20 protein-coding genes and 1 tRNA gene are annotated in these 24,731 nt (G+C 59.3%); 13 read left to right on the forward strand and 8 right to left on the reverse strand.

The window, feature by feature from the left end; all coding sequences use genetic code 11:
- From DCC25_RS01930 to der, 4 genes are read left to right on the forward strand one after another with little or no spacing between them, the layout of a single operon-like run.
- Entirely contained in the window at positions 1-918 is a 918-nt protein-coding gene (locus DCC25_RS01930) for a pseudouridine synthase (RefSeq protein ID WP_110099302.1), read from the forward strand.
- Positions 919-962: 44 nt separating this feature from the next.
- Positions 963-2,093: a prephenate dehydrogenase gene (locus DCC25_RS01935; RefSeq protein ID WP_110100588.1), complete on the forward strand. Its 1,131-nt coding sequence runs from the start codon at positions 963-965 to the stop codon at positions 2,091-2,093.
- A 3-nt stretch (positions 2,094-2,096) separates the two neighbouring features.
- Positions 2,097-2,822 (forward strand): (d)CMP kinase, encoded by a 726-nt coding sequence (gene cmk / locus DCC25_RS01940; RefSeq protein ID WP_110099303.1) that lies wholly within the window; start codon positions 2,097-2,099, stop codon positions 2,820-2,822.
- Positions 2,819-4,348: a ribosome biogenesis GTPase Der gene (gene der, locus DCC25_RS01945; protein ID WP_110099304.1), complete on the forward strand. Its 1,530-nt coding sequence runs from the start codon at positions 2,819-2,821 to the stop codon at positions 4,346-4,348. The genes cmk and der overlap by 4 nt, the downstream gene beginning before the upstream one ends.
- Before the next feature lie 25 nt (positions 4,349-4,373).
- Here the strand turns inward: der and DCC25_RS01950 are convergent, their stop codons facing one another.
- Positions 4,374-4,907, reverse strand: a complete 534-nt coding sequence (locus DCC25_RS01950) for an adenine phosphoribosyltransferase (RefSeq protein WP_110100431.1) — start codon at positions 4,905-4,907, stop codon at positions 4,374-4,376.
- Positions 4,908-5,031: 124 nt separating this feature from the next.
- On the opposite strand from DCC25_RS01950, the gene DCC25_RS01955 reads away from it, so the two are divergent.
- The 4 genes from DCC25_RS01955 to DCC25_RS01970 all read left to right on the forward strand — a co-directional run bounded on the left by DCC25_RS01955 (position 5,032) and on the right by DCC25_RS01970 (position 7,513).
- A tRNA-Pro gene (locus DCC25_RS01955) sits at positions 5,032-5,105 on the forward strand.
- Between the two features lie 212 nt (positions 5,106-5,317).
- Positions 5,318-5,767, forward strand: a complete 450-nt coding sequence (locus DCC25_RS01960; RefSeq protein ID WP_110100432.1) for an FHA domain-containing protein — start codon at positions 5,318-5,320, stop codon at positions 5,765-5,767.
- Positions 5,768-5,888: 121 nt separating this feature from the next.
- Positions 5,889-6,641 carry a MerR family transcriptional regulator gene (locus DCC25_RS01965; RefSeq protein WP_233487848.1) on the forward strand — a complete coding sequence of 251 codons (753 nt, stop codon included), beginning with the start codon at positions 5,889-5,891 and terminating at the stop codon, positions 6,639-6,641.
- A 272-nt stretch (positions 6,642-6,913) separates the two neighbouring features.
- Positions 6,914-7,513, forward strand: coding sequence for a MerR family transcriptional regulator (locus DCC25_RS01970; protein ID WP_233242807.1), 600 nt, complete (start codon positions 6,914-6,916; stop codon positions 7,511-7,513).
- A gap of 166 nt (positions 7,514-7,679) precedes the next feature.
- On the opposite strand, the gene DCC25_RS01975 is transcribed toward DCC25_RS01970, so the two are convergent.
- On the reverse strand, positions 7,680-8,513 hold the full coding sequence (locus tag DCC25_RS01975; RefSeq protein WP_110100433.1) for a ParA family protein: 834 nt from the start codon (positions 8,511-8,513) through the stop codon (positions 7,680-7,682).
- A gap of 291 nt (positions 8,514-8,804) precedes the next feature.
- Between DCC25_RS01975 and DCC25_RS01980 the strand changes: the two genes are divergently transcribed.
- Positions 8,805-12,320, forward strand: coding sequence for a pyruvate carboxylase (locus DCC25_RS01980; protein WP_110100434.1), 3,516 nt, complete (start codon positions 8,805-8,807; stop codon positions 12,318-12,320).
- Between the two features lie 177 nt (positions 12,321-12,497).
- Positions 12,498-13,949: a mycothione reductase gene (locus tag DCC25_RS01985; protein WP_110100435.1), complete on the forward strand. Its 1,452-nt coding sequence runs from the start codon at positions 12,498-12,500 to the stop codon at positions 13,947-13,949.
- Positions 13,950-13,956: 7 nt separating this feature from the next.
- Here the strand turns inward: DCC25_RS01985 and DCC25_RS01990 are convergent, their stop codons facing one another.
- The 3 genes from DCC25_RS01990 to DCC25_RS02000 all read right to left on the reverse strand — a co-directional run bounded on the left by DCC25_RS01990 (position 13,957) and on the right by DCC25_RS02000 (position 17,255).
- Positions 13,957-15,777 carry a long-chain fatty acid--CoA ligase gene (locus DCC25_RS01990; protein WP_110099311.1) on the reverse strand — a complete coding sequence of 607 codons (1,821 nt, stop codon included), beginning with the start codon at positions 15,775-15,777 and terminating at the stop codon, positions 13,957-13,959.
- Positions 15,778-15,937: 160 nt separating this feature from the next.
- On the reverse strand, positions 15,938-16,393 hold the full coding sequence (locus DCC25_RS01995; RefSeq protein WP_110100436.1) for a hypothetical protein: 456 nt from the start codon (positions 16,391-16,393) through the stop codon (positions 15,938-15,940).
- Positions 16,386-17,255: a carboxylesterase gene (locus DCC25_RS02000; RefSeq protein ID WP_158524702.1), complete on the reverse strand. Its 870-nt coding sequence runs from the start codon at positions 17,253-17,255 to the stop codon at positions 16,386-16,388. Before DCC25_RS02000 ends, DCC25_RS01995 begins: the two co-directional genes overlap by 8 nt.
- 93 nt (positions 17,256-17,348) lie before the next feature.
- Here DCC25_RS02000 and DCC25_RS02005 point away from each other — a divergent pair, with 93 nt between their 5' ends.
- Entirely contained in the window at positions 17,349-18,758 is a 1,410-nt protein-coding gene (locus DCC25_RS02005) for a class II 3-deoxy-7-phosphoheptulonate synthase (protein ID WP_110099314.1), read from the forward strand.
- A gap of 11 nt (positions 18,759-18,769) precedes the next feature.
- Here the strand turns inward: DCC25_RS02005 and DCC25_RS02010 are convergent, their stop codons facing one another.
- Together DCC25_RS02010 and DCC25_RS02015 are read right to left on the reverse strand one after the other, a co-directional pair.
- A complete protein-coding gene (locus DCC25_RS02010) occupies positions 18,770-20,293 on the reverse strand; it encodes a protein kinase (protein ID WP_233487850.1) in 1,524 nt (507 codons plus the stop codon).
- Between the two features lie 69 nt (positions 20,294-20,362).
- Positions 20,363-21,550 carry a LysM peptidoglycan-binding domain-containing protein gene (locus DCC25_RS02015; protein WP_110100438.1) on the reverse strand — a complete coding sequence of 396 codons (1,188 nt, stop codon included), beginning with the start codon at positions 21,548-21,550 and terminating at the stop codon, positions 20,363-20,365.
- 253 nt (positions 21,551-21,803) lie between these two features.
- Here DCC25_RS02015 and DCC25_RS02020 point away from each other — a divergent pair, with 253 nt between their 5' ends.
- The gene (locus DCC25_RS02020) at positions 21,804-22,175 is read left to right on the forward strand and encodes an Rv2175c family DNA-binding protein (RefSeq protein WP_110100439.1); all 372 of its coding nucleotides are present in this window, start codon (positions 21,804-21,806) and stop codon (positions 22,173-22,175) included.
- 29 nt (positions 22,176-22,204) lie between these two features.
- Here DCC25_RS02020 and DCC25_RS02025 read toward each other — a convergent pair whose 3' ends face one another.
- Positions 22,205-23,305 (reverse strand): polyprenyl synthetase family protein, encoded by a 1,101-nt coding sequence (locus tag DCC25_RS02025; protein WP_233242844.1) that lies wholly within the window; start codon positions 23,303-23,305, stop codon positions 22,205-22,207.
- Between DCC25_RS02025 and dinB the strand changes: the two genes are divergently transcribed.
- Positions 23,290-24,684 (forward strand): DNA polymerase IV, encoded by a 1,395-nt coding sequence (gene dinB / locus DCC25_RS02030; protein ID WP_233242845.1) that lies wholly within the window; start codon positions 23,290-23,292, stop codon positions 24,682-24,684. The two genes, DCC25_RS02025 and dinB, sit on opposite strands and share 16 nt — an antisense overlap.
- The last annotated feature ends 47 nt before the right edge of the window (positions 24,685-24,731 follow it).

Genomic DNA, 24,731 nt, shown 5'->3' on the forward strand with positions numbered 1-24,731 from the left:
ATGGCAACCCGCAAGCCGCGAGGCTCCGGACATTCCTCGTCCCGTCGTACCCCGAAAGCAGGGCAGAAAGGCGGGCCCTTCTCCGGAGCAGACTACGACCGCACCCTTGGCCCGGTGAAATCCGTCCAAAAGTCCCAGCGCTCCGCGTCGGCTTCCGCCCGACGCGGTTCAGCGCGCGCTCAGCACACCCCGGATGGACAACGCCTGCAGAAAGTCATGGCCGCGGCCGGTGTAGCCTCCCGCCGCGTCTGTGAGGACCTGATCACCGAAGGCCGGGTGGAAGTCAACGGCGTGCTCGTCACCGAGCTGGGCACCCGCGTGGATCCGACAACCGCCGAGATCGTCGTCGACGGAATCCGCGTCCACACCAACCCCGAAACCGTCTATTATGCGTTCAATAAACCCCGTGGCGTGATTTCTACCATGCACGATCCCGAGGGTCGACGCTGTGTGGCTGACTACGTCGAAACCACCGATCAGCGCCTGTTCCACATTGGCCGGCTAGATAATGAGACCGAAGGCCTGTTGCTACTGACCAACGATGGAGAACTGGCCAACCGGATGTCGCATCCCTCCTACGAGATTGCCAAAACCTACCTGGTACAGGTTCGCGGGCCGTTGGCTAAAGGGGTGGGCGCCCAACTGCGCGCCGGCGTTGAGGTCGAAGAGGACGGCATAGTCTCGGTGGACTCCTTCCGGGTGGTGGATTCGACTCCCGGACATGTGCTGTGTGAAATCACCTTGCACTCGGGACAAAACCGAATTGTGCGCCGGATGATGAAAGCCGTCGGCTATCCCGTGGAACGCTTGGTCCGGGTCGCGCACGGCCCCATTGTGCTTGGTGACCAGCGTCAAGGCACCCTCCGGGTGCTTAACCAGCAAGAAATCGGGCACCTGATGGCCGAGGTGGGACTGTGAGCCAGCCACGTTTTTCCCGCACTCAGCGGGTCGATACCCAAGCGCTGGCCGAGGCAACCGAAGAAGTCTCCCAGCGGCATGCCATTGCCGAACCCGTGTTGATTCGTGGCACCGGACTGCTCGGGACCAGCATCGGTCTGGGCCTGCGCGCCGCCGGAGTCGAGGTGCTCTTGTCCGACCCATCGCCCTCCGCCCTGGCAGTGGCCGCCGATATTGGCGCGGGAGCGGTCTGTGACCCCGCGCAAGCTCAGCCGGGTACCGTGGTGATCGCAGCACCCCCGGACGTCACCGGCCAGACAGTGGTTGACTCACTCCAGCACTACCCGCATGCGGTGGTCCTTGACATCGCCTCGGTGAAAGTCGCCATCGCCGATCAGGTGCATCAAGCAGTCCAGACCGGTGTGATCGCGGGTCAGGACGCCACCCGGTATATTGGTACCCACCCGATGGCCGGACGCGAAAAATCTGGTCCGGTCGCTGCCCGTGGCCAACTATTCACTGCTGCCCCCTGGGTGGTATGCGCCCGGCCAGACACCGCTGCTACCGCCCTGGCCGTTGCCGAAGATCTCGCTCGGGTGCTAGGTGCGACCGTCTACCGCCTCGACCCGGTTGATCACGACCGTGCGGTGGCCCTGGTCTCACACATGCCCCAGATCACCGCGAGTCTGCTGGCCAGCCGGTTGCAGAATATTCCGTCTCAGGCGCTGGAACTGGCTGGCAACGGGTTGCGCGATACGGTCAGAATTGCTGGGAGTGACCCCAGGCTGTGGGTCCAGATTCTGGCAGCTAACTCCACCGAAATCCTGCCACACCTCTACGGGATGAAAGCTGATCTCGACCGCCTGATTTCCACCCTGGAGGACCCCACCGCTCTCGGGGCGCGCCTGGACGTGGCCCAGCTGATCGATGAAGGCAACCGTGGACAGGCCAGAATTCCGGGTAAACACGGCAACCCTGCGCAATCCTTTGCGGTTATCACCGTGCTGGTGGACGACTCGCCCGGCCAGATCCTCGCGGCCTTGCAGGATGTCGCCGAGGTCGGTACCAACGTCGAGGATTTGCGCATGGACCACTCCGCTGGGTACCAGGTCGGAATGTTAGAGATTTCGGTGTTGCCGGGCCAAAAGGATCTCCTGGTGCAGGAGTTGACCTCTCGAGGATGGAAGGTGCTCTAGCTGATGACTTCACCCCGTGCTGACCACACCGCTCAGGCGCCGTTGGTTATTGCCATCGACGGGCCGTCAGGGTCGGGCAAATCCACCGTGGCGAAAGCTCTCGCACGACATTTCCAGGCTCGCTACCTGGACACCGGGGCGATGTATCGCACCGCCGCGCTGTGGTGCCACCACCAGGGAGTGGACCTGGCTACTGCGCCCAGCCCGGAGCGGACCGAACGAATCATCGAGCTGGTCCAAACCATCCCGGTGCACCAGGACCTCGACCCTGATGCCCAACTCATCCTGCTGGATGGCTCCGATGTCACCGAGGCCATCCGGGACCCAAACGTCTCGTCGATGGTCTCGGCGGTGTCCACCATTCCCCAGGTACGCGAGATTCTGATTGCCCGGCAACGTCAGCTCATCGCTGGTAGCCCGCGCATTGTGGCTGAAGGTCGAGATATCACCACCGTGGTCGCCCCGCAGGCTGATGCGCGACTGTTGTTGACCGCCTCCGAGACCTCTCGGATGGCCCGACGGGGACTGCAACAACAGCAAGAATCAACCCAAGCATTAAGCGCCGAAATTACCGAGCGGGACCAACGAGACCTCTCGGTGGTGGATTTCATGACACCGGCCGACGGGGTGGCCCTGGTGGATTCCACCGAGCTGGATCTGGACGAGACGATTGCCAGTGCACTGCAGGCAGTGCAGACTCAATTGGCGGAGAGGACATACCGATCATGACCGAGCGTGACGACCACGACGACACTGAGTTCACCCCCTCGGGTCCCGACACCGTCGACGAGTCCTTTGCGGCGCTGACCGATGAGGACTACCGCAACCGTGAAGCTGCGTATCGGGCTGGACTGGAACAGTATGACCTCGATGACGAGGACACCGCCCTGTTAGCAGCTGGCGAGGATGAGGATCCGCTCCGATTCCAACCGAACCATGTTCCTCCCGTGTTGGCCGTGGTCGGTCGCCCCAACGTGGGTAAATCCACCCTGGTCAACCGCATCATCGGCCGTCGGGAAGCCGTCGTGGAAGATGTTCCCGGTGTCACCCGCGACCGGGTGCAGTATCAGGCCGAATGGAACGGCGTGGACTTTACCCTGGTTGACACTGGTGGCTGGGAGTACGGGGTCAAAGGTATGGCCGCTCGCGTTGCTGAACAAGCCGAACGCGCGGTGGAACGCGCCGATGCGGTGATGTTCGTCGTCGATGCCACCGTGGGGATCACCGCCACCGACGAAGCAGTGGTCACCATGTTGCGTAAATCCGGCAAGCCGGTGATCCTGGCGGCCAATAAGGTCGATGGGATGAACCAGGAAGCTGACGCGGCGATGCTGTGGGGCCTGGGCTTCGGCTACCCGTTCCCGGTCTCGGGCATCCATGGTCGAGGCACCGGTGACCTGCTCGATGCGGTGGTGGCCACCCTGCCGGAAGAATCCGCCTACGGTCAGGCTCCAGATCTCACCGGGCCGCGCCGAGTGGCGCTGGTGGGGCGACCCAACGTGGGTAAATCCTCGTTGCTGAACACGCTGGCCAATGCTGAACGTGTGGTCGTCGACAATACCGCGGGAACAACCCGCGACCCGGTCGATGAGCTGATCACCCTGGATGGTCGCACCTGGAAATTCGTTGACACCGCCGGCATCCGGCGACGGCAACACATGGCTTCTGGGTCCGACTACTACGCCTCACTGCGCACCAAATCTGCCCTGGACCGCGCTGAGGTAGCCGTGGTGCTGATGGAAGCCCCCGAAGTGGTCTCCGAACAAGACGTGCGGATTATCCAGATGGTGTTGGAGTCCGGGCGAGCCATGGTGTTGGCCTTCAATAAATGGGACCTGATGGATGAGGAGCGCCGGGATGATCTGGAACGCGAAATCGATCTGGACCTCAGCCACGTGTCCTGGGCGCCACGCATCAATATTTCCGCCAAAACCGGCTGGCACAACAACCGGCTGGTGCCGGCCCTTGATACTGCGCTGACGTCCTGGGATCAGCGCATCCCCACCGGTCAGCTCAACTCCTTTATTGGGGAACTGGTCGCGGCCCATCCGCACCCGGTGCGTGGGGGCAAACAGCCTCGCATCCTGTTTGCCACCCAGGCCTCAGCCCGGCCTCCAAAATTTGTGTTGTTCACCACCGGGTTCTTGGACCCCGGGTACCGTCGGTTCATTCAGCGTCGGCTTCGGGAGACGTTTGACTTTACCGGGACGCCGATTGAGATCACCATGCGGATCCGCGAAAAGCGCAAGCGTTAACACACACGCCACACAGTGGCCAGGATTAGAGCCTAAACAGGGCCTTGGCATCGGGGATAATCTCGCGACCGCCGAGACCTGCCAGTTCTAGCAACACCGTGATACCGACCAGTTCGGCACCGCGGGCCTGGATCAGATCCATTCCGGCCCGCAACGACCCGCCGGTAGCTAAAATATCGTCAACGAGCAACACCTTCATCCCCGGGGCCAGGTCGGCCGAAACCTCCATGGTTTCCGTGCCGTATTCCAAGTTGTAGTTCACTGAGGCAACCGGCTGGGGGAGCTTGCCCTTTTTGCGCAACGGGATGAAGCCACGGTTGGCCTCGACCGCTAAGGCACCAGCCAAGATAAACCCCCGAGCCTCGATTCCGGCGACGACATCGAACTCACCAGCATATGGTTCGATCAAGGCTGCCATGCAAGAGGTGAAGGCCCGCCGGTCGGCCAAGAGTGGAGTAATATCGCGGAATGTCACCCCCGGTTCTGGATAGTCCGGTACCGAACGAATCAAGGACAGCGCACGATCAAGTTCTGCGGTGGAAACCGGGGAGTGTTGCATGGTCTCCAGTCTACGGTGTTCGCACCACGTCCGTGCCGGTCATCTCCGCGTCGACCTCCCGTTTCGTCATTCCGGGTTAACCTGGTGTAGTATATTCCAGGTGCTCTTCGGAGACCACACGATTCGGGCTGTGGCGCAGCTTGGTAGCGCACATCACTGGGGGTGATGGGGTCGCAGGTTCAAATCCTGTCAGCCCGACCGAATAGATCAGCAACAAGCCCAGCTCAGGCACGATGTCTGAGCTGGGCTTTTCTGATGTGCTGTTGCCGGCGGTGTAACCGGTTCTCGTTGACAAAATATCGTCAAAATTTCTCAGTGCATCACGGCTGTGAAACCGATAGAATAGGGACTTCAGAGGTCACACGCGATCACATCGTGTGCGTCACGTTGAGGAAGGACATGCGAGCGGTATGGCACATGAGGGTGCGGTCCCTGGAGGAGAGCCCCAGGACGAATCAATCGAGACGACCACGGTCGGTTTGCCTCGATTTGAGCCAATCAGTGAACGCTCTCTGAACGCAGAAGATCGGGCAGCAATTAATGCTCTGCCCGTCGGCTCGGCTCTTTTGGTCGCCCACGAAGGTCCACACCAAGGGTCCAGATTCCTGCTCGACCGTGATGAAGTCGTCGCCGGACGGCACCCCAAGGCTGACATCTTCCTCGATGACGTCACTGTCTCCCGCCAGCACGCGAAGTTCCAGCGCGTCGAAGACGGTTTCGTCCTTTACGACACCGGATCGCTTAACGGCACCTATGTCAACCAAGACCGCGTTGATTCAGTCAAGCTTCGGTCCGGTATGGAAGTTCAAATCGGCAAATTCCGGTTGACCTACTACGAAGGTATTCAACCGGTTCAGTAGCGCCACCTCGGCTAGCGTAGCTCGAGGGTGACTCCCGTGATGTGCTAGAGCGATCGGCTCGCTGTGCGGGAACCGAGTGGTGATCTGTTGTACCCGTGACTGACGTTCTGAAGGTCGTGTTGTGAATCCCGTTTCTGCTCTGAATTCCTATCCCTCCGGTTCCTCGCGTGGAGTGGCAGGACTGCTGACCATCGGCGAGGTTCTGGCTGAAATCAATGATGAGTTCCCCGAGGTGCGGGCCTCAAAAATTCGGTTCTTGGAAGAAAAGGGACTCATCACCCCACGACGGACACCGGCAGGATATCGCAAATACTCCCATACCGATATCGAGCGGTTGCGGTTCATTCTCTCGGTCCAACGTGACCAGTACCTTCCCCTGCGGGTGATCAAAGATTATCTGGACGCTGTGGATGCTGGACAACACCCTGAATCTTTGCCCGGGGGGCTACGGTTTGAACCTCGTAGCGTCTCCGAACAGCTCGCCCAAGAAATTGCCGGTCATGCCCGCCCCCTAACCCGTTCGGAGCTTATCGGAACCACTGGTGCCGATGAACAACTGATCGCCGGACTTGAAGCCAATAAACTGATCTGGCCCACTGACTCCGGTCGCTACACGGAGCACGCTCTGAAAGTAGTGCGGGCGGCTATGGTTTTGTCCACTCATGGGTTTGAGGCCCGCCACCTCCGCCCGTTCCGGATGATGGCTGATCGAGAATTGGGGCTCATCGAACAAGCCACCGCCGGGCTGAAAAACTCCGCCCAGACTACGGCGGCATCGCAGCGTGAAGAAATTGCCCGCGATATCTCTCAGGCCTGTCTTGAACTACATGCGGCGGTGATCGGTGCAGAAATCGCCGAGGCCACTGACGAATAATGCCACCACTGGTCCCAGGGAAGTGCCGACTGCGAGTCTCCCGCGCTACTGATACTGTTGTGACAAATGTAAACTCGAGCGACACGCTGGAGAAAAATGGGCAGGGTCTTTGACCCGGGACAGCTCACCGCATAGCGTTATCTTAGACGTTCCAGATCACTCACCTCATGAGTTCTGTCGGGTCGAGGGCTACCATAGTCTCAAGGGTAGTTTCAGCCCGTCTACGCGACTCAGAAACTTCCCCACAATGGAGCGCGGAAACAGGAGGAATCGTGTCAGGTATCCATGACGCGGGACAGACAGACGCCGAGCGCCAGGCTCAAGGCGTACTTTTCAGTGATGACGCGCCCTGGCTTGCTGAAGAGATCGGTTATCGGGGCCCCACTGCCTCTAACGCTGCGGGCATCACCTATCGCCAGCTGGACTATTGGGCTCGCACCGGGTTGGTCGTGCCGAGCCTGCGCGGTGCTAAGGGCTCAGGGTCACAGCGCCTCTATTCTTTCCGTGACATCTTGGTCCTCAAGGTGGTTAAGCGTCTGTTGGATACCGGCGTTTCTCTGCAACAGATTCGTAGCGCTGTTGAGCACCTGCGTGAGCGCGGTGTCGAAGACCTCGCTCAAATTACCCTGATGTCTGATGGTGCCTCGGTGTACGAGTGCACCTCCGCAGATGAAGTGATCGACCTGGTGCAGGGCGGACAGGGTGTCTATGGTATTGCTGTCGGACGGGTATGGCGCGAGGTCGAAGGCACGTTGGCCGAGTTGCCAGCAGAATATTTGGTCGAAGACGCCCAGCATCCTCGTGGCGTGCAGTCGTTCCCTGGCGACGAGCTGTCGGCACGCCGGGAAGCCCGCCGTCAGTCGGCCTCTTAAAGCCACTCGTTGCGTGGCTTTCCAGCCCGGGGTGCTGAGAAGCCGAAAGACACACACGATATGCAAACAGCCCGCTTGATTTAGGTGGACTGTTGTTTCCGCGGTCCGGGCGCTACCCGCAGGAAATGACGACGGGCGAGGTTGTCAGCACTCTCGACACCGCGGATTACTGGGCTCGTCGAGAGCGACGGGAGGACTCCTGTTGCTGGGTTATTTCCTGCAGGAGCTGGTCGAACTGTCGGGCCGTTCTCGCTGCGGTCTCACCCGGCCAGAGATGAATCGGCCATGCTGCGCCCTGGATCTGTTGCCAGTTGGAGATTTCGGGAATGCTCAGTGGCAATAAGCGGTCACCGTACATCCGCTCCATTTCGGTAAGCCGGTACTTGTGCTCGGTTGAGGCAGTGCGCACACGATTTGCCAGCACACGAATACTCTTAATAGAGGGGGCAAACTCGCGGCGGAACTGATCCAAAGCTCGCAAGGTACGTTCAGTACCCGCTACGGAAAACAGCGACGGTTCAGCGACCAGGACCACATCGGTGGAAGCAGCCCAGGCAATCCTGGTCACTCCGTTCAATGCCGGCGGGCAGTCGATCAGCACTAGATCATAACCGCGCACCCGATCGAGGGCCACAGCCAGACGGTTCACATCGCGAGAACGAGTCGAGATACGCTCGAATATGGAGGTCGTGGACGACCCACGGACCACATCCAACCGGCTACCGTTGATGGGCGAGGAAGGTTCGGCCTCAGACTCAGTCCAACCGGCCGGTTCGGCATTGGTGTTCAGATCGGCTTTCTTCGGCTTACGCAATAACGTCCCGATATCCTGGGTGTTCAAGCCCTGCTTCATTCCCAACCCGGTGGTGGCATCGGCGTGTGGGTCGAGGTCGATCACCAGCGTCGACATGCCGGCGGTTCGAGCTGCTGACGCCAGCCCGAGGGTGACCGAGGTTTTACCGACTCCACCCTTGAGGCTCGAGATGGAAATGACCTGCACCGTTAGGGATCCTCACGTAGACGTTACGAAACAACACCATAGTCTAGCGTGCTTACCACCATGATGATGAACAGTTTTCACAGCGGGCCATGGACAAAAAGATACGCCACCAGCTGTTATCGCTGGTCATGAACGCCTCATACGAGAGATTGATCAGGCGAGTCGCTAAACTATGGGAGAACCCACCGTCTCGTGCCCTGCCGGGTTTGAGCCGGTGACGAATCAACCACGCTAGCTTGGGTGAGCCGTGGTGCGACCCGGGCGTGGAAACGGCGCAACCTTGGAGGTCTCGTGGCGAGTAAAGACTCAGTCCAGCCGAACCGACCGGCACAGTCCGATCAGCCGACCGGTTTTTCGAAAGTACTGGTGGCTAACCGCGGAGAAATCGCGGTGCGTGCCTTTCGTGCCTGCTATGAGCTGGGGGCAAAGACGGTCGGGGTTTTCCCGTATGAAGACCGCAACTCCATTCACCGGCAGAAAGCCGATGAAGCCTACCTCATTGGTGAAGAGGGACACCCGGTTCGCGCCTATCTGGATGTGGACGAGATCATTCGCGTGGCCCAGCAAGCTGACGCCGAAGCGATCTATCCCGGATATGGTTTCCTCTCCGAGAACCCGGAACTGGCACGCAAGACTGCCGAAGCTGGTTTGACCTTTGTGGGTCCGCCGGCCGGTGTTCTGGAAGTCACCGGTAATAAGGTGGCCTCACTCCGGGCTGCCCGTCAGGCTGGTATCCCGACGTTGCAGTCGACTGATCCGACCGATGACGCCGAGGCCTTGATTGCTCAGGCTGACGACATTGGCTACCCGCTGTTCGTCAAGGCAGTTGCTGGCGGTGGCGGTCGGGGGATGCGCCGTGTCGAGCATGCCAAAGATCTTCCTGATGCGCTGTCGGCGGCGATGCGGGAGGCCGACACTGCTTTCGGAGATCCCACCGTGTTCCTTGAGCAGGCCGTGGTGCGTCCTCGTCACATCGAGGTCCAGGTGCTGGCCGATTCCCAGGGCAATGTGGTCCATATTTTTGAACGTGACTGCTCCATGCAACGTCGCCACCAGAAAGTAGTGGAGATGGCGCCGGCCCCGAACCTGGATGACTCCATCCGGCAGGCGCTCTACCGGGACGCGGTGAAATTCGCAAAGTCCATGAACTACGTCAACGCCGGTACCGTGGAATTCCTGGTTGATACCGCCGGTGAGCGTGCCGGCGAGCACTTCTTCATTGAGATGAACCCCCGCATTCAAGTCGAGCACACCGTGACCGAAGAGGTCACCGATATCGATCTGGTGTCCTCGCAGTTACGCATCGCCACCGGTGAGTCCCTGGAGGATCTCGGCATCACCCAGGAGAACCTGCGTTTGCGCGGTGCGGCCATCCAATGCCGTATCACCACCGAAGACCCGGCCAATGACTTTCGCCCGGACACGGGAACCGTGTCGGCTTACCGTTCTGCGGGGGGTTCAGGTATTCGCCTCGACGGTGGCACCATCTACACCGGTGCCGAGATTTCCCCGCACTTTGACTCCATGCTGGTCAAGCTCACCGGTCGCGGTCGCGATTTCGCCGCCGCCCGTCGCCGTGTACGCCGGGCCTTGGCTGAATTCCGAATTCGTGGGGTGGCCACCAATATCCCGTTCTTGCTTAACGTGCTGGATGACCCTCAGTTCATCGCCGGTGATGTTGCCACGGACTTCATTGACCAGCACCCCGAGCTGACCCAGATTAATCGTTCCAAGAACCGTGGTTCCCGGGCCTTACAGTATTTGGCCGATGTTACCGTCAATCAGCCACATGGCCCTCGTGTCGAAGGCATTGACCCTCGCGATAAGTTGCCCAGCTTCCCCGGGGATAAGCGTGAGGAGCCGGAGCGTTCTCCCTTTGACGGTGTCTCCCATAAGGTCGAACCACCTGCTGGCTGGCGGAAGGTCTTGCTACACAAGGGCCCCGAAGGTTTTGCCACAGCCCTGCGTGAGCACCAGGGGCTAGCCGTGACCGACACCACGTTCCGTGATGCCCATCAGTCGCTTTTGGCCACCCGTATCCGTACTCGCGACCTGCTGGCCGCAGCCCCTGCGGTCTCGCACCGTCTGTCGCAACTGTTCTCGGCTGAAATCTGGGGCGGGGCCACCTACGACGTGGCGCTGCGCTTCTTGGCTGAGGACCCCTGGGACCGATTGGCTCGTTTGCGTGAAGCCATGCCGAATATCCCGCTACAGATGCTGTTGCGTGGACGCAATACCGTAGGGTACACGCCGTACCCGCAAGAAGTGACCGAAGCCTTCGTGGCTGAGGCTGCTGAAACCGGGATCGATATTTTTCGGATCTTCGATGCGCTGAATGACGTCGAACAGATCATCCCCGCCATCACCGCGGTCCGGGAGCGCACCAGTGCGGTCGCAGAAGCGGCCCTGTGCTATACGGGTAACCTGCTGGACCCAGATGAGAAGCTGTACACGCTGGACTACTACCTCAATCTGGCCGAACGCATGGTGGACGCCGGTGCACACGTGCTCGGTATTAAAGACATGGCCGGATTGTTGCGTCCGGAGGCCGCCCGCCGGTTGGTCACCGAGCTACGTAGCCGGTTCGATGTACCGGTACACCTGCACACCCACGACACTGCCGGTGGTCAGCTGGCTACCCTGTTGGCTGCCTCCGAAGCTGGAGTGGATGCCGTGGATGTGGCGGTCGCGTCCATGTCGGGTACCACGTCGCAGGTGTCGATGTCGGCATTGGTGGCCGCCACCAATTTCACCGACCGCGAGACCGGTCTGGGTTTGGACGACGTTGCCAGTCTGGAACCCTACTGGGAGACCGTGCGTAGTATCTACGCGCCGTTCGAATCCGGCATCCCGGCATCGACCGGTCGTGTGTACCAGCATGAGATCCCCGGCGGACAACTGTCCAACCTGCGTCAGCAGGCCATTTCGCTAGGTCTAGCCGATCGTTTCGAACAGATCGAGGATATGTATGGTGCCGCCAATAAGATCCTGGGCAACTTAGTGAAGGTCACCCCGTCCTCGAAGGTCGTTGGCGACCTGGCCCTGGCTCTGGTTTCGGCACAGGCCGACCCGGCCGATTTCGAAGAAAACCCGCAGAACTACGACATTCCTTCCTCGGTTATCGACTTCCTCTCCGGTCAGTTGGGCGATCCTCCCGGAGGATGGCCTGAGCCCTTCCGTGCTAAGGCCCTGCAGGGTCGGGAGACTTCCCCGCAACAGGATGAGACGGTCTCGGCCGAGGACTCCGCGGCGCTCAAGCGATCCGGTCGGGAACGTCAAGAAACGCTGAACCGGTTGCTGTTTCCCGGGCCCACCCGCGAGTATGAGGAGCATACTCGTCGTTACGGTGACACCTCTGTATTGCATACCCGCGACTTCCTCTACGGTATGACCAAGGGCATGGAACACGTGATTTCGTTGGGCACCGGTGTGCGTTTGCTGGCCACCCTGCAGTCGATCTCTGAGCCTGACGAAAAGGGTATGCGCACCGTGATGGTTACTCTCAACGGCCAGGCCCGCCAGCTTGAGGTCCGCGACAATTCCGTGGAGTCCACCGTCCGATCGGCCGAAAAGGCAGACCGCGACCAACCCGGACACATCGCTGCCCCGTTCGCCGGTGCGGTGACCGTCCAGGTCGAAGAAGGCGACACCGTTGACGCCGGTGACACTGTGGCCACCATCGAGGCGATGAAGATGGAAGCTGCGATTACCACCCAGGTGGCAGGCACCGTGAAGCGCGTGGTTCTCACCGAGCCCACCCCGGTCGACGGTGGCGATCTGGTCCTGGTCATCGACCCGGAGAACTAGGCCAGCACCGGCCAATCACCGACGAACCATACCAACGGCGCCTGTCGGCCGGTATCCCCGGGTCGGCGGGCGCCGTGATCATCTGTGCGGCTCAGGCTTAACGATGTGAAGCGCACCGAAAGGTGGTGATGTTTCAGCGGCCTCTTCACCCTGACAGGCACCCACTAGGATGGGGGTATGAGCGTTGAACATTACGATTTAGCGATTATCGGGTCTGGTTCTGGAAACTCGGTGATCACCGAGAGCTGGGATGACAAGAAGGTCGCCATGATCGATTCCGGGGTATTTGGTGGGACCTGTCTGAATAAAGGGTGTATCCCCACCAAAATGTATGTCTATCCTTCCACCGTGGCCTCCACCCCAGAACCTGCCGCGGAGGTTAACGTCGATGTCAGTTTCAATGGGGCTGACTGGTCGGGACTGCGAGACAGAGTATTCTCCCGCATTGACGCGATCTCTGACTCAGGGCGTGCCTACCGCGATGAAGAACTCGAACACACGACTCTGATTGCTGAAGAAGTCCATTTCACCGGACCACGCCAGCTCACCAGCGCATCGGGTCGGGTGATCGAAGCCGAACAGATCGTGATTGCCGCCGGGTCGCGTCCGCGGATTCCTGACGTGCCCGGTGTGGATCTGCCACAGGTCCACACCTCCGATACGGTGATGCGTCTCGAACAATTGCCTGAGCACATCCTGATCATTGGTGGGGGATATATCGCCGCCGAATTTGCCGCCATTTTTTCCGGTCTCGGTTCGACCGTGCACCAGGTCAACCGCAGTCCCCGGCTTTTACGTCACCAGGATGAGGAGATCTCGGCGGCCTTTACCCAACGAGCCCAGGAACAATGGCAGCTCACCACCGGGTATACACTCAACGGTATCCGCCAAACTGACGGGGATCAGGTGGTTGCTGATTTTACTGCAGTCAACACCGAAGAGAACTCTGCCGATCAGTCCCAGAGCGCGGATCTCAGTGTGCAAACCGATGTGGTGCTGATCGCCACCGGCCGGGTGCCGAATACCGACCGACTGAACCTGACCGCCGCCGGCATTGATACCAACGAACACCACCGCATTTCCACCGACCCGTATTTACGGGTGCTCTCCAACGGTGAGGTATTGCCCGGGGTCTGGGCGCTGGGCGATATCACCAATGACCACCAGCTCAAGCACGTGGCCAATCACGAACAGCGGGTGGTCAATCACAATATGGACCACCCGGACCAGCTTAAGCCCGCCCGGCTGGACCCGGTTCCGGCCGCAGTGTTCTCCCGGCCCCAAATAGCCAGTGCTGGACTCACCGAGGCACAGGCCCGCGCCCAATACGGCGACGATGATCTCACGATCAAGGTCCAGCAGTACGCCGATGTTGCCTATGGTTGGGCGATGGGAGATGCCTTCGGCTTCGTAAAACTCATTGCCCAACGCAGTACCGGAACCCTGTTAGGTGCCCACCTGATCGGTGAGGACTCCTCAAACCTGATTCAGCCGTTGGTTCAAGCAATGAGCCTCGGCATCGACGCCCACACGATGGCACGCGGCCAGTATTGGATTCACCCGGCTTTGGCGGAAGTTGTCGAAAACGCACTGCTGGGTTTGGAGGTCCCGGATTCCGGGCTGGTCTGACCCCAGCTTAGGAGGTTTTCGGCTTGGGCTTGGCATAGATCTCTTCGATCAGGTCCTCGTAGTCGCGGGTGACGACCTCACGTTTGATCTTCAACGACGGGGTCATCTGTCCGGACTCCACGGTGAAGTCCTCGGTGGTAATGCGGAACTCACGGATTGATTCGGCCCGAGACACGGTGTCATTGGCCTTGTCCACCAGTGTCTGGACGTGGGCAATGATGTCGGGATGCTGGGACATCTCCTTGATTGACATCTCCGGGTCCAGCTTCTGCTGACGCAACCAGTCCGGGGCGGTTTCTTCATCGATGGTAACGAGGGCGGCCACGAAGGGACGCTGATCACCAATCACGATGGCCTGAGAGACCAACACGTCGGAACGTAACACGTCTTCCAGCTGTGAGGGCGAAACGTTCTTACCACCGGCGGTGACAATCAGTTCTTTCTTCCGGCCGGTGATGGACAGGTACCCGTCCTCATCTAGCTCGCCGAGATCACCGGTGGCAAACCAGCCGTCGGTGAAGGTGCTGTCGGCCAGGTCAGGACGGTTGCGGTAGCCACGCATCACGGAGACACCCTTGGCCAGTACTTCACCGTCGTCGGCAATCTTGATGGCGTTACCCGGGATGGGGCGTCCCACACTACCGATGCGCAGTTCCGAGGGCATGCTGACGGTGATCGGAGCAGTGGTCTCGGTGAGTCCGTAGCCTTCTAGAATGGTGACCCCCACACCCCGGAAGAAGTGCCCCAATCGGGCACCGAGCGGGCCACCTCCGGAGACCGCGTGGGTCACTCGACCGCCCATGGCGTCTTTGATCTTGTTGTAGAGAAGTTTATCGAACAGAGCGTGCTTGAGCTTGAGGCCGAGGGGTACCTTGCCATCTTGTAGAGCGGTCGAATAATCCACCGCGGTCTGGGCGCCGGCTTCGAAGATCTTGCCACGGCCGGAGTCATCGGCCTTCATTTTCGCAGCGTTGTAGACCTTCTCAAATACCCGGGGCACGGCCAACAGGAAGTCTGGTTTGAAACTCTGCAAATCTGGGACCAGCTGTTTGATATTGGCGGTGTGTCCCACCCGGGCGCCCCCGGCTACAGCGATTACCGCGATAAAACGGGCGAAGACGTGAGCTAGGGGGATAAATAGCACCGTGGAGTGTCCCGGACGCACCACGTCGCCCAGTTCTGTGGACAGGACTTGCTGGGAGAGTTCGGAGAAGTTGCCGTGCGTGAGTTCACACCCCTTCGGTTTGCCGGTGGTGCCCGAAGTGTAAATTACCGTCGCTAGGTCTTCCAGTGTGGCAATAGTGCGACGCCGTTCCATTTCCTCGGCGTCGGGGCCTTCTTGGCTGTGAGCACGCAGTTCGTCGAGGTTTTCGTCGAAGAGCCAGATGCCCACTAGAGGGTCGAGATTTTCTTGGCGCACTGCTCGCTCGACGACCTGCTGGTGAGTGGGGTTTTCTGCCAGCACAGCTTTAATACCGGAGTCTTCCAGAATCCAGGCCACCTGCGACGGCGATGAGGTTTCGTAAATCGGGACAGTCACCGCTCCGGCGTACCAGATGGCGAAATCGGCCAGCGTCCATTCGTAGCGGGTGGCGGACATGATGCCCACTCGGTCACCAGGTGCAATGCCGATGCCGGCCAGAGCCCGAGCGAGTTCTTTCACCTCGGCCTGGAAGGTCGCAGAGGAAATGTCGGTCCATTCGCCAGGAGAAGTTTGCCGAGCAAAAAGAGCGCGGTTGCGATCCGCTACCACTTGGTGCTCGAGCAAATCGGTGATATTTTCCGTCCGATCAACGGTCCTGGCTGATTCGGTGACGATTTCTTTCATAAAAATCCTCCTGGCGCTGTCCAAAATGTGGCTAGAGAGATGTGTATCAACTCACAATATTAGTCCGTATGGCCAGGATTTACGAAAGACGGGTAACCTCTTAGCACGGAGCGGATTCCGCCTACACTGCAAGTCAGGGAGCCAAAAACAAGCCGGTAACTTAAACCCTGGCCCCACTCCCATAGTCATCATCACTGTCTCGGCGACTATATCGATCTCGCGGTAACAGATAAAATAAACTGACCGCGGCCCCGAACCAGGCGAACCACAGTCCTGTCGTGAACCACCACGATAGCTGCACGCCGGGTAGTACCCAGAGCACGAAAAAGATCAGGGGGATACCGATGACGGTGACCCAGGACAGCACAGCACGGGGAGAACCAGAAAAAATCGGCCGGGGTGTCGCCGGGACGAAATCGTCATCGGGTTCCTCGGCCAGAGTGTAATCCCTTGGTCCGCGGGGCGTTGTTGTGGTGGAGGTTTCGCCGTGTTGGTGAGCTGTCCTGTCGACGGGAGCCGGCGCTGTGGCCTGCGTGTCGCTCCCACCGAGCTCTAAGACGATGTCCCGCCACCGTTGCTCCTCGCTGTGTGGCTCATCAGGTGAACGATCAGGCATCTGCTCTCCCGGCTCTGGTCAGACTGAATTCGTGTAATAGCGTTGCGCGACTGTGTTGGTGTATCAGCGTAGCATCGGCGTCCAGTGTCGCCACGTGACGAGAATGGGGTAGTGGAACGATCTCCAAAAGCTCTGTTGCCATGTGCCGACGCAAGGTCGACAGGGACCGATCTGAGACCAGCTGATCTTCGGTAGAACGGTAGACGGTCACCGGGGTGGAAATCTTTGAGAGCTCGCCACGTATGGTGCGCATCAAACGGGCGAGTTGCTCGACCGCAGCCAGCGGGGTCCGCGGATAGGCATGTTCTGACAGCGGTGTCTCGGTGTCAGAAGACAGCGCGTATGGATCGGCTATATCGTCAGCGATGGATCCAATGTTGGGTACCAGAGGGGCCAGCAACGGCGTGAACCATGCGGCGATGCTGGTCCATCTGTGAAGTTCAAGCGCGGGATTGACCAGAAATACTCGGTCAATTTCAGGCAGATGCGCGGCCGCATCTAGAGCCAGGAGGCCTCCCATGGATAGTCCGCCCACCACTAGCCGGGTGGTGTGTCCGGCATGGCGTTGCTGGCCCTGGCGGTCGAGAACCGCTAAGACGGTGGTTGCCGCTGCGGCACGAATCTCGTCGGCGCTGGTGCGGGCAAGATCTTGCCACTGCGTCCCGTGTCCGGGAAGTAAGGGAGCGACCACGTTGACGCCATGTTCGGCCAAGTCATAAGCCCACGGAGCGATGGAGGCCGGGCCAGACGTAAAACCGTGGAAAATTACCGCCGTCATCGAGACACCGGTGCTCGTTTCGGCCAGCATCCCTGAAGGACGGCCCACCAGGTCCAGGGGCTGTTGCTGCGGGTTACTCGTCACGGTTGTTCTCCTTCTCCCCGGGGTCTTCTCGGGAGGTTTGTCTTTTAGATTCATGCACCTGACAACCGGTCCTCAACTTCGTAGACTCATTCTATGAGTTTTGACGCCACAGCAGGAGTGCAACCGTTCGGAACCACCTTCTCTGAAGGTGCCGCACAGTATCCAGGATTGGACGACTATCAGGCCAAGCCCATCAAACAGGCTCCTGAGTGGTATGACCCCGAGCTCGCACAGCACGTGATTGATGAACTATCCGTGGTGCCTCCGCTCGTTTTCGCCGGCGAGGTTGACGTATTGCGCTCGCGGTTGGCCACCGCCGCAGCCGGAGACGCCTTCGTGCTCCAAGGCGGTGACTGCGCCGAAACCTTTGCCGGAGCCACCGCGAATAAAATTTCCGATCGCGTCAAAACCCTACTGCAGATGGCGGTGGTGCTGACTTACGGCGCGTCCATGCCAGTGGTGAAAATGGGCCGGATGGCAGGCCAGTTCGCTAAGCCCCGTTCCTCGGACACCGAAACCCGTGATGGAGTGACCTTGCCCAGTTTCCGCGGCGAGATCGTCAACGGCTTCGAATTCACCGAAGAAGCCCGCCGCCATGATCCGGAACGGATGCTCAAGGCCTACCACACCTCGGCATCGACCCTGAACCTTATTCGTGCTTTCACCCAGGGAGGTTTTGCCGACCTACGGGCTGTGCACGCCTGGAATAAAGGTTTTATGTCCAACCCGGCCTACGCTCGCTACGACGAACTCGCCGGAGAAATCGACCGTGCCGTGCGGTTCATGGCCGCAGCCGGGGCGGATTTCACGGCGCTACGCACCACCGAATTCTTCGCTGCCCATGAAGCGTTGTTGCTGGATTACGAACGTGCCCTGACCAGGTTGGACTCACGTACTGGTCTGCCCTACGCCACCTCCGGACACTTCCTGTGGGTCGGGGAGCGCACCCGCGACATTGACGGGGCTCACGTGGAGTTCCTGTCCAAGGTGCGCAACCCGATTGGGGTCAAGCTAGGCCCGAACACCACACCTGAGGACGCACTACAGCTACTTGATAAGCTCGACCCAGAGCGCGAGCCGGGACGCATCACCTTCATCTCCCGGATGGGCGCATCCAAGATTCGGGAGAACCTCCCGCCGTTGGTCGAAGCCGTTCGTGACTCGGGAGCCACCCCGCTGTGGGTGACCGACCCGATGCACGGCAACACGGTGACCGCAGCCAATGGATACAAGACCCGTCGCTTTGACGATGTTGTCGATGAGTTGCGGGGCTTCTTCGAAGTCCACCACGCCTTAGGCACCCACCCCGGCGGTATGCACGTGGAAATGACCGGTGACGATGTCGCCGAATGCTTGGGCGGTGCCGGCGCGATTGACGAATCGGCCTTCGCTGATCGATATGAGACCCTGTGTGACCCGCGCCTGAACCATCAGCAGTCGCTGGAATTAGCGTTTTTAGTTTCCGAGGCTCTGTCCCACCCGCGAAACGACGCACGCCACTAAGTCACCATCAATCAGTTATCGCCCTCGGAAACCGTCGAGAACTTGCACCAGGTTTCCGGGGGTATGCTGTCCATCTCGGCCCGTACGGGAACCTCGGCCTGTGCTGAAAGGGCAGGAATACCAAGATTAGTGCTGAGGAATAAATGTCCGGCCAGCATCCAGCCGACGAGTAAAGCAACGGCTGCGAGCATCACGATCACAATGCTGATCATCAGCCCGCGCAGTGGTTCGGGCTGAGACAGTCGGTGTGTGGGTGTCAGTGCCCGTCCTTTGAGCCGGGGTTGCCGTGGCGTGGCCATGGAGGACGATTGGGGTGCGGAAGCCGAGGGGGTCGTCTCTGGCGGTCGAGGAGTGGCTTGGGCGTAAATAGTGGTGCGGTCTGCTGGAGGCATTACCTCCGGAGAATCAGCAACCCACCGTTGCGTGGTGGCACTTGGATGCTGTGGTTGCTGTGTTGCATCGTCGTCGTGTGCTGAAACCGGTGCTGAGGTTACCGGAACCGTTGCGTCGGTTTCGGGGGCCACCACAGCGGTAGCGTCATCCTCCGGGCTCATCCTGGTGGGATGAGCTGGTGTCGGTTGCTGTTGTGAAGGCGGGCTTGTCGGTGGGGTGGGCAGGACAATTCCAGCCGAGTCTTGCACCACCTGTCGGGGACTCAACGCGGGATGACCCAGAGCGTCTAGCGACTGTTGGGCGGCATCGAGCATGGTGAGCATTTCTAGGGCATCGTGGGGTCGGTCTTCCGGGGTTGGCTCCGTACATGCCAACACGAAGTCGACGAGCAATTCGGGTAACTCCGGGACCAGATTGGCGGGCGATGGCACTCGCGCATTGACGTGCTGGAACGCTACCTGTACGGCGGTATCGCCGACGAAAGGCTGACGCCCGGTCAGTAGCTCGTAGGCAACGATACCGGTGGCATAAACATCGGAACGCTGGTCGGCTTTCTTCCCCGAAACTAGTTCGGGCGAAATATAGGCCACCGTACCCATCAACGTGGCCCCGGTGCCGGTGTGTTGTGTGGCGGCGCGCGCCAGGCCAAAGTCTGCCACCTTGATGCGACCATCTTCAGGACACACCAAAACGTTCTCTGGCTTAATATCGCGGTGAATCAGTCCCGCTTGATGCGCAGCGGCAATACCGCGGACCATCGCGGTGAGGTATGTCATCGCGGTATCCGGTTTCAGCGCGCCCTGACGGGTCGCTACGGTACGCAGGGTAAAACCACTGACATACTCCATGGCCAAGTAGACCACAGTTCCTGTGGGAGTGTGCCCCTCGCCTTGGTCATAGACGTTGACGACGTTGGGGTGGGAAAGTTTCGCAGCTGTCTTGGCTTCTTGTTCGAATCGAGCCACTAACGCACGGTCTTCGGCTAGGTGCGGATACAGGACTTTCAGCGCAACTTCGCGATCGAGGCGGGTGTCGAGGGCCCGGTAGACCGTCGACATCCCGCCACGAGCTAGTCGATCGAGAATCCGGTACCGGTCGTCGACCAGTACCCCGATCAGAGTGTCTTGAGCTGAGGACGTCACCCCACCAGGATAATGGCTGAGTCTTAATGGTTGATGAGACAGCGCCGAGCGGGGTGGCTTTCAGCCGGTTTAGAACCGTTGCATGTAACCGCGGACCTTCTTCACATAGTCCTTGGTGTCGGGGTACATACCGTTCTTCCGCACCCCGGCCTGTCCCTGATAGTAGGAGGCAATGCCAAAGTCCAGGGAACTGGAAGTCCGTTGCAAGTGGCGGATGATGGCGATCCCCGCAGTGATATTGTCCTGAGGATTTAATAAGTTCAGTTTCCGACCAACCATCTGGGATGCCCATTCACCGGAGGACGGAATCACCTGCATCACACCAATAGCGTTGGCCGGGGAGACCGCGGTGGCATCGAAACTCGACTCTGCCATGGCGTGAGCCAACGCGAGTTTCGGATCGACGCCCATGCGGATGGCGGTGTCACGCACCATCGCTTGCACCTCCGCCCGGGAAGGGGTTGGAGCATTGAGTAGAGCCTGCTTATTCGCATTCGCATTCGCTACCACGTGATCCGGGTAGGTGTAGTGCAAGAACGTATTACCCACCAACTGCTTCGGCTGGCCGGAGCCCGAGTTGGTGGACCCGCTTGCGGTTCCGACGGATCCGGTGGTTGCTTTTGATGACCCGGAGAGCTTGAGTTGCTGACCCGGATAGATGGGGGAGCTGACTTTTAGTCTGTTGGCGTTGAGCAGTGTCGAGAGTGAGACTCCGTGGCGGGCGGCGATGCCGGAGAGGGTGTCTCCTCGTTTGACGGTATAGGTCGAGGACTGTGATGAGCCTGCGTTGCCGGAGGTGGTTTTTGTGTTCGTTGCTGGACGTGAGGGGGTCTTTGAGCCGGTGCTGGTGCCGGAGAGCTTGATTTTCTGTCCCGGGTAGATCACAGAACGCGTGCTCAGGTCCGGGTTCCAGCGTAGCAGCTGAGACAACGAAACGTTGTTCCGGGCGGCAATGTGAGAAAGAGTGTCACCAGGTTTCACGGTGTAAATCTTTTCAGACTGACGCCCGGCCGGGATTTTAGCTGAACTCAGAGAGGCCGGGAGCTCGGTCACAGTGCCTCGGGAAGCGCTGACCCGCTTGGTGATGATCTGCTGTGCGGAGGCAATATTGGCTGGCGACGCGGTCTTTGGTTCGAATTGGACCGCGGGAACGTCAGCATGTGCTGCGGCCACGGACCCCAGAGTGACCAGGGGCAACGTGGTCCCTGCGATGGCGGTCGTATAGAGCCGGGAGGCACCGGATGCGCGCTGAGACATAGATATATCCTCTTGCGTCAGGCACCTGTAGCCAGGGGAAGTTCTCCCGAGATCAATGTGACAGGAGTAGCAACAAGGTGTTGTTGATGAAAATGTTACCTATGTAAAGTTACAACACTGATGGGGCTAATGTGAAGTGAGGGAGACACTTTTTTAGCGACACGCCGTGCAATGTTCGCGAAATCCGGAGAATGCGTGATTCCCGGGTGACATGGGGCATTGTGAATTGATGGTTATCCGATAGTTTTAAGGCATGACTCAAGAAGCAGAAACATCAGATCTCGATCACCTGGTCGGGGAATGGTTAACCCTGCCAGAGGTCGCAGAGCGTTTGGGCGTGGTGGTCACCAAGGTTCACAACATGATTCGTGACTGCCGTCTGATCGCTCTGCGTCGCGGAGAGAATAACGTGCGGAGCGTGCCGGCGCAGTTCTTCGACGACCGAGGTTTATTAGGCTCGCTCAAAGGGACCATTATCGTGCTGTCGGATTCAGGGTTTGATGACGAAGGCATCGTGCGCTGGTTGTTTACCGAGGACGAGTCGCTTCCGGGTCGTCCTATTGATGCGTTGCGCGCTGGTCAGAAGGCTGAAATCCGGCGTCGCGCACAGGCGTTGGCCTGGTAACTGGCTCACAGGACAGTAACGCTGACAGGTCAGCTCTTGCGGTGCAGGAGCCGTTGGGTCAGATCGATGATCTCGGATCGGGTGCGATCATCGAGGTTGAGATTATTCAGGTTGGTTAGCGCTTCCGAACCGAGCTGTGAGACCTCCGTTGTCACACGTTGCAGGGCACCTGAGTCTTTGAGAAGATCTTGAATCTCAGCCACCGAGACATCATTGAGGTCCTCGGTCCCTAAAGCTGAGGTCAACGTTTCTCGGCCGGCGGCGTCCAGGGATAACAGCGCGTGAGCGACCAACTCGGTCCGCTTGCCTTCCCGAAGATCATCTCCCGCGGGTTTTCCGGTCAGTTCGGGATCGCCAAAGACGCCGAGAATATCGTCCTGAAGCTGGAAGGCAATGCCAAGGGGGGTGGAAAAACGTCGTAGTTTTTTCAGGGTATTTTCATCGGCCCCAGCGAGAATAGCACCGATTTCAAACGGCCACACGGTGGTGTAGTGGGCTGATTTATGGCGTAGCACAGTGCGAGCCCTTTGCAACATTGCTTCAGCAGAAATAGCGGATACATCTACTTCCGAGACGAGATCCAGATACTGCCCGGTCATCACTTCGAAGCGCATCATTTGAAATGCCGAGGTGGCGGTTGCTGCATACGGGGTGGCATCCGCCACGGCGCTAAAGCACTCTTCACTGGCCGACAGGGCCAGATCTCCGGCCAGAACCGCGGCGGCTACGCCAAAGTGAGAGCCATCCTGAGTCCAACCTTTGATGCTGTGCAAGGCCTCAAAGGATTTATGGACCGAGGGGCCACCGCGACGGGTATCGGAGCGGTCCACAATGTCATCGTGAATCAGGGCAGCAGCCTGAAAAAGTTCCAATGCTGCCGCTGCTTCAACGATGCGGTGATCTGTTGCTGAGCCCCCAGCAGCTCGCCAGCCATACCAAGCGAGCAAACCGCGAACGCGTTTACCGCCGGAGCACAAACGGGAGATTTCATCGACCAGGTCAACCGCTTGTTCGGACATCTGCTCAGCCCGGTCACGGTACTGCTGAAGAAACGTGTCCAGATAGGAGGCAAGCTTGGTACGAAACTGTTCGGCAGTTCTGCCGGCGGATGAGGATGCTTGGGACGACACGATACTCCTACCTTGATGCCAACGTGGTCGGCGGCGCTCTGCTCCCACGCTACCTGCCATGTGACTACAGTGGAGACATGGGCGCGCAGACAGACAGGAATCAACAGCAAGACCCCAGCTGGGATTCCACCATTTTGCATATTGATATGGACGCGTTCTTTTTGTCAGTGGAGTTATTGCAACGCCCCGAATTGGCAGGCAAACCCGCTGTGGTGGCGCACCATGGCCCTCGATCGGTGGTGACCTCGGCTTCCTATGAGGCTCGTGCATATGGCATCAAATCAGCGATGCCCCTCGCACACGCTCAAGCTCTGTACCCTCAGGTGGAGGTCCTGGAACCACACCGGGAGAAGTACACGGCCATTTCGGCTCAACTAACTGAGATCTGGACCTCTTTCACCCCGTTGGTGGAACGGCTCTCTATTGATGAAGCTTTCCTCGATATTTCAGGAGCGCGTAGACGCCTCGGTCCTCCGGCAGAGATCGCAGTGCAGGTCAAGGAGGCAGTGCGTGAGAGAACAGGTTTGGCAGCTACCGTCGGGGTCGCGATGAACAAATCCGTGGCCAAGATTGCGTCCACCCGGTCAAAACCCGATGGGTTAGGTGTGGTCCCGGCAATACAAACAGCCGAATACCTCGCCCCTCTGCCGGTGAATGTCATTTGGGGCGTTGGGCCGAAACTCTTCGAACGGTTCCAGAGTGCCAATATCCTCACGGTTGGTGATCTGGCAACTCAGGACCCGCAACGAATGCGTCGGTGGCTGGGGGTGGTCGGTCCCGATCTCGTCCAGTTGGCCCGTGGTATTGATCCGCGACCGGTGGTGCCACAACGCGACTCGAAATCAGTCGGCGTCGAGCATACCTTTGATCAGGACCTGGTCTCCGCTGAGCAAGTGCACCGATATCTGCTCGATCTCAGTTATGAATGCGCTCGCCGGCTACGGAGCGAAGGCGCCCAGGCTCGAGGTATTGTGGTGAAGGTCAAAGATGACCACCGCGCCACTCGCAATAAGTCCCGGGGACTGAGGCACCCCACCGCCTCGGGTGCACAGATCGTTACGGTCGCCGAGGAGCTCTTGGCTGAGCTGATGCAACAACGGTGGCACCCATTGCGCCTCCTAGGGGTGCGTGGGGAACGCCTGATCGATGCCGATTCCCTTGAGACAAGCGACGAAACCGCCACCGCACAGGAGGCTTTGTTTTCCTGGCACGTCAGTGAAGACTCACAGCCGTCTGACCGCAGAAACTCCGGGGAGTCTCTGGCTAGAACCGATGCTGTGATGGACGAAATCCACACCAAATTCCCTGATGCTGGGCTGAAACCAGCTACGTTACTTAAACATCACCGACAAGAACGAATCGGTGAAGATTCCGAGTGATCAAGGCCTCGGGAAGTATTTCTGCTTTTTTGGCGTTCTTCCAGCTA

The organism is Auritidibacter sp. NML120636 (assembly GCF_003185945.1).
Taxonomy (GTDB): domain Bacteria; phylum Actinomycetota; class Actinomycetes; order Actinomycetales; family Micrococcaceae; genus Auritidibacter; species Auritidibacter ignavus.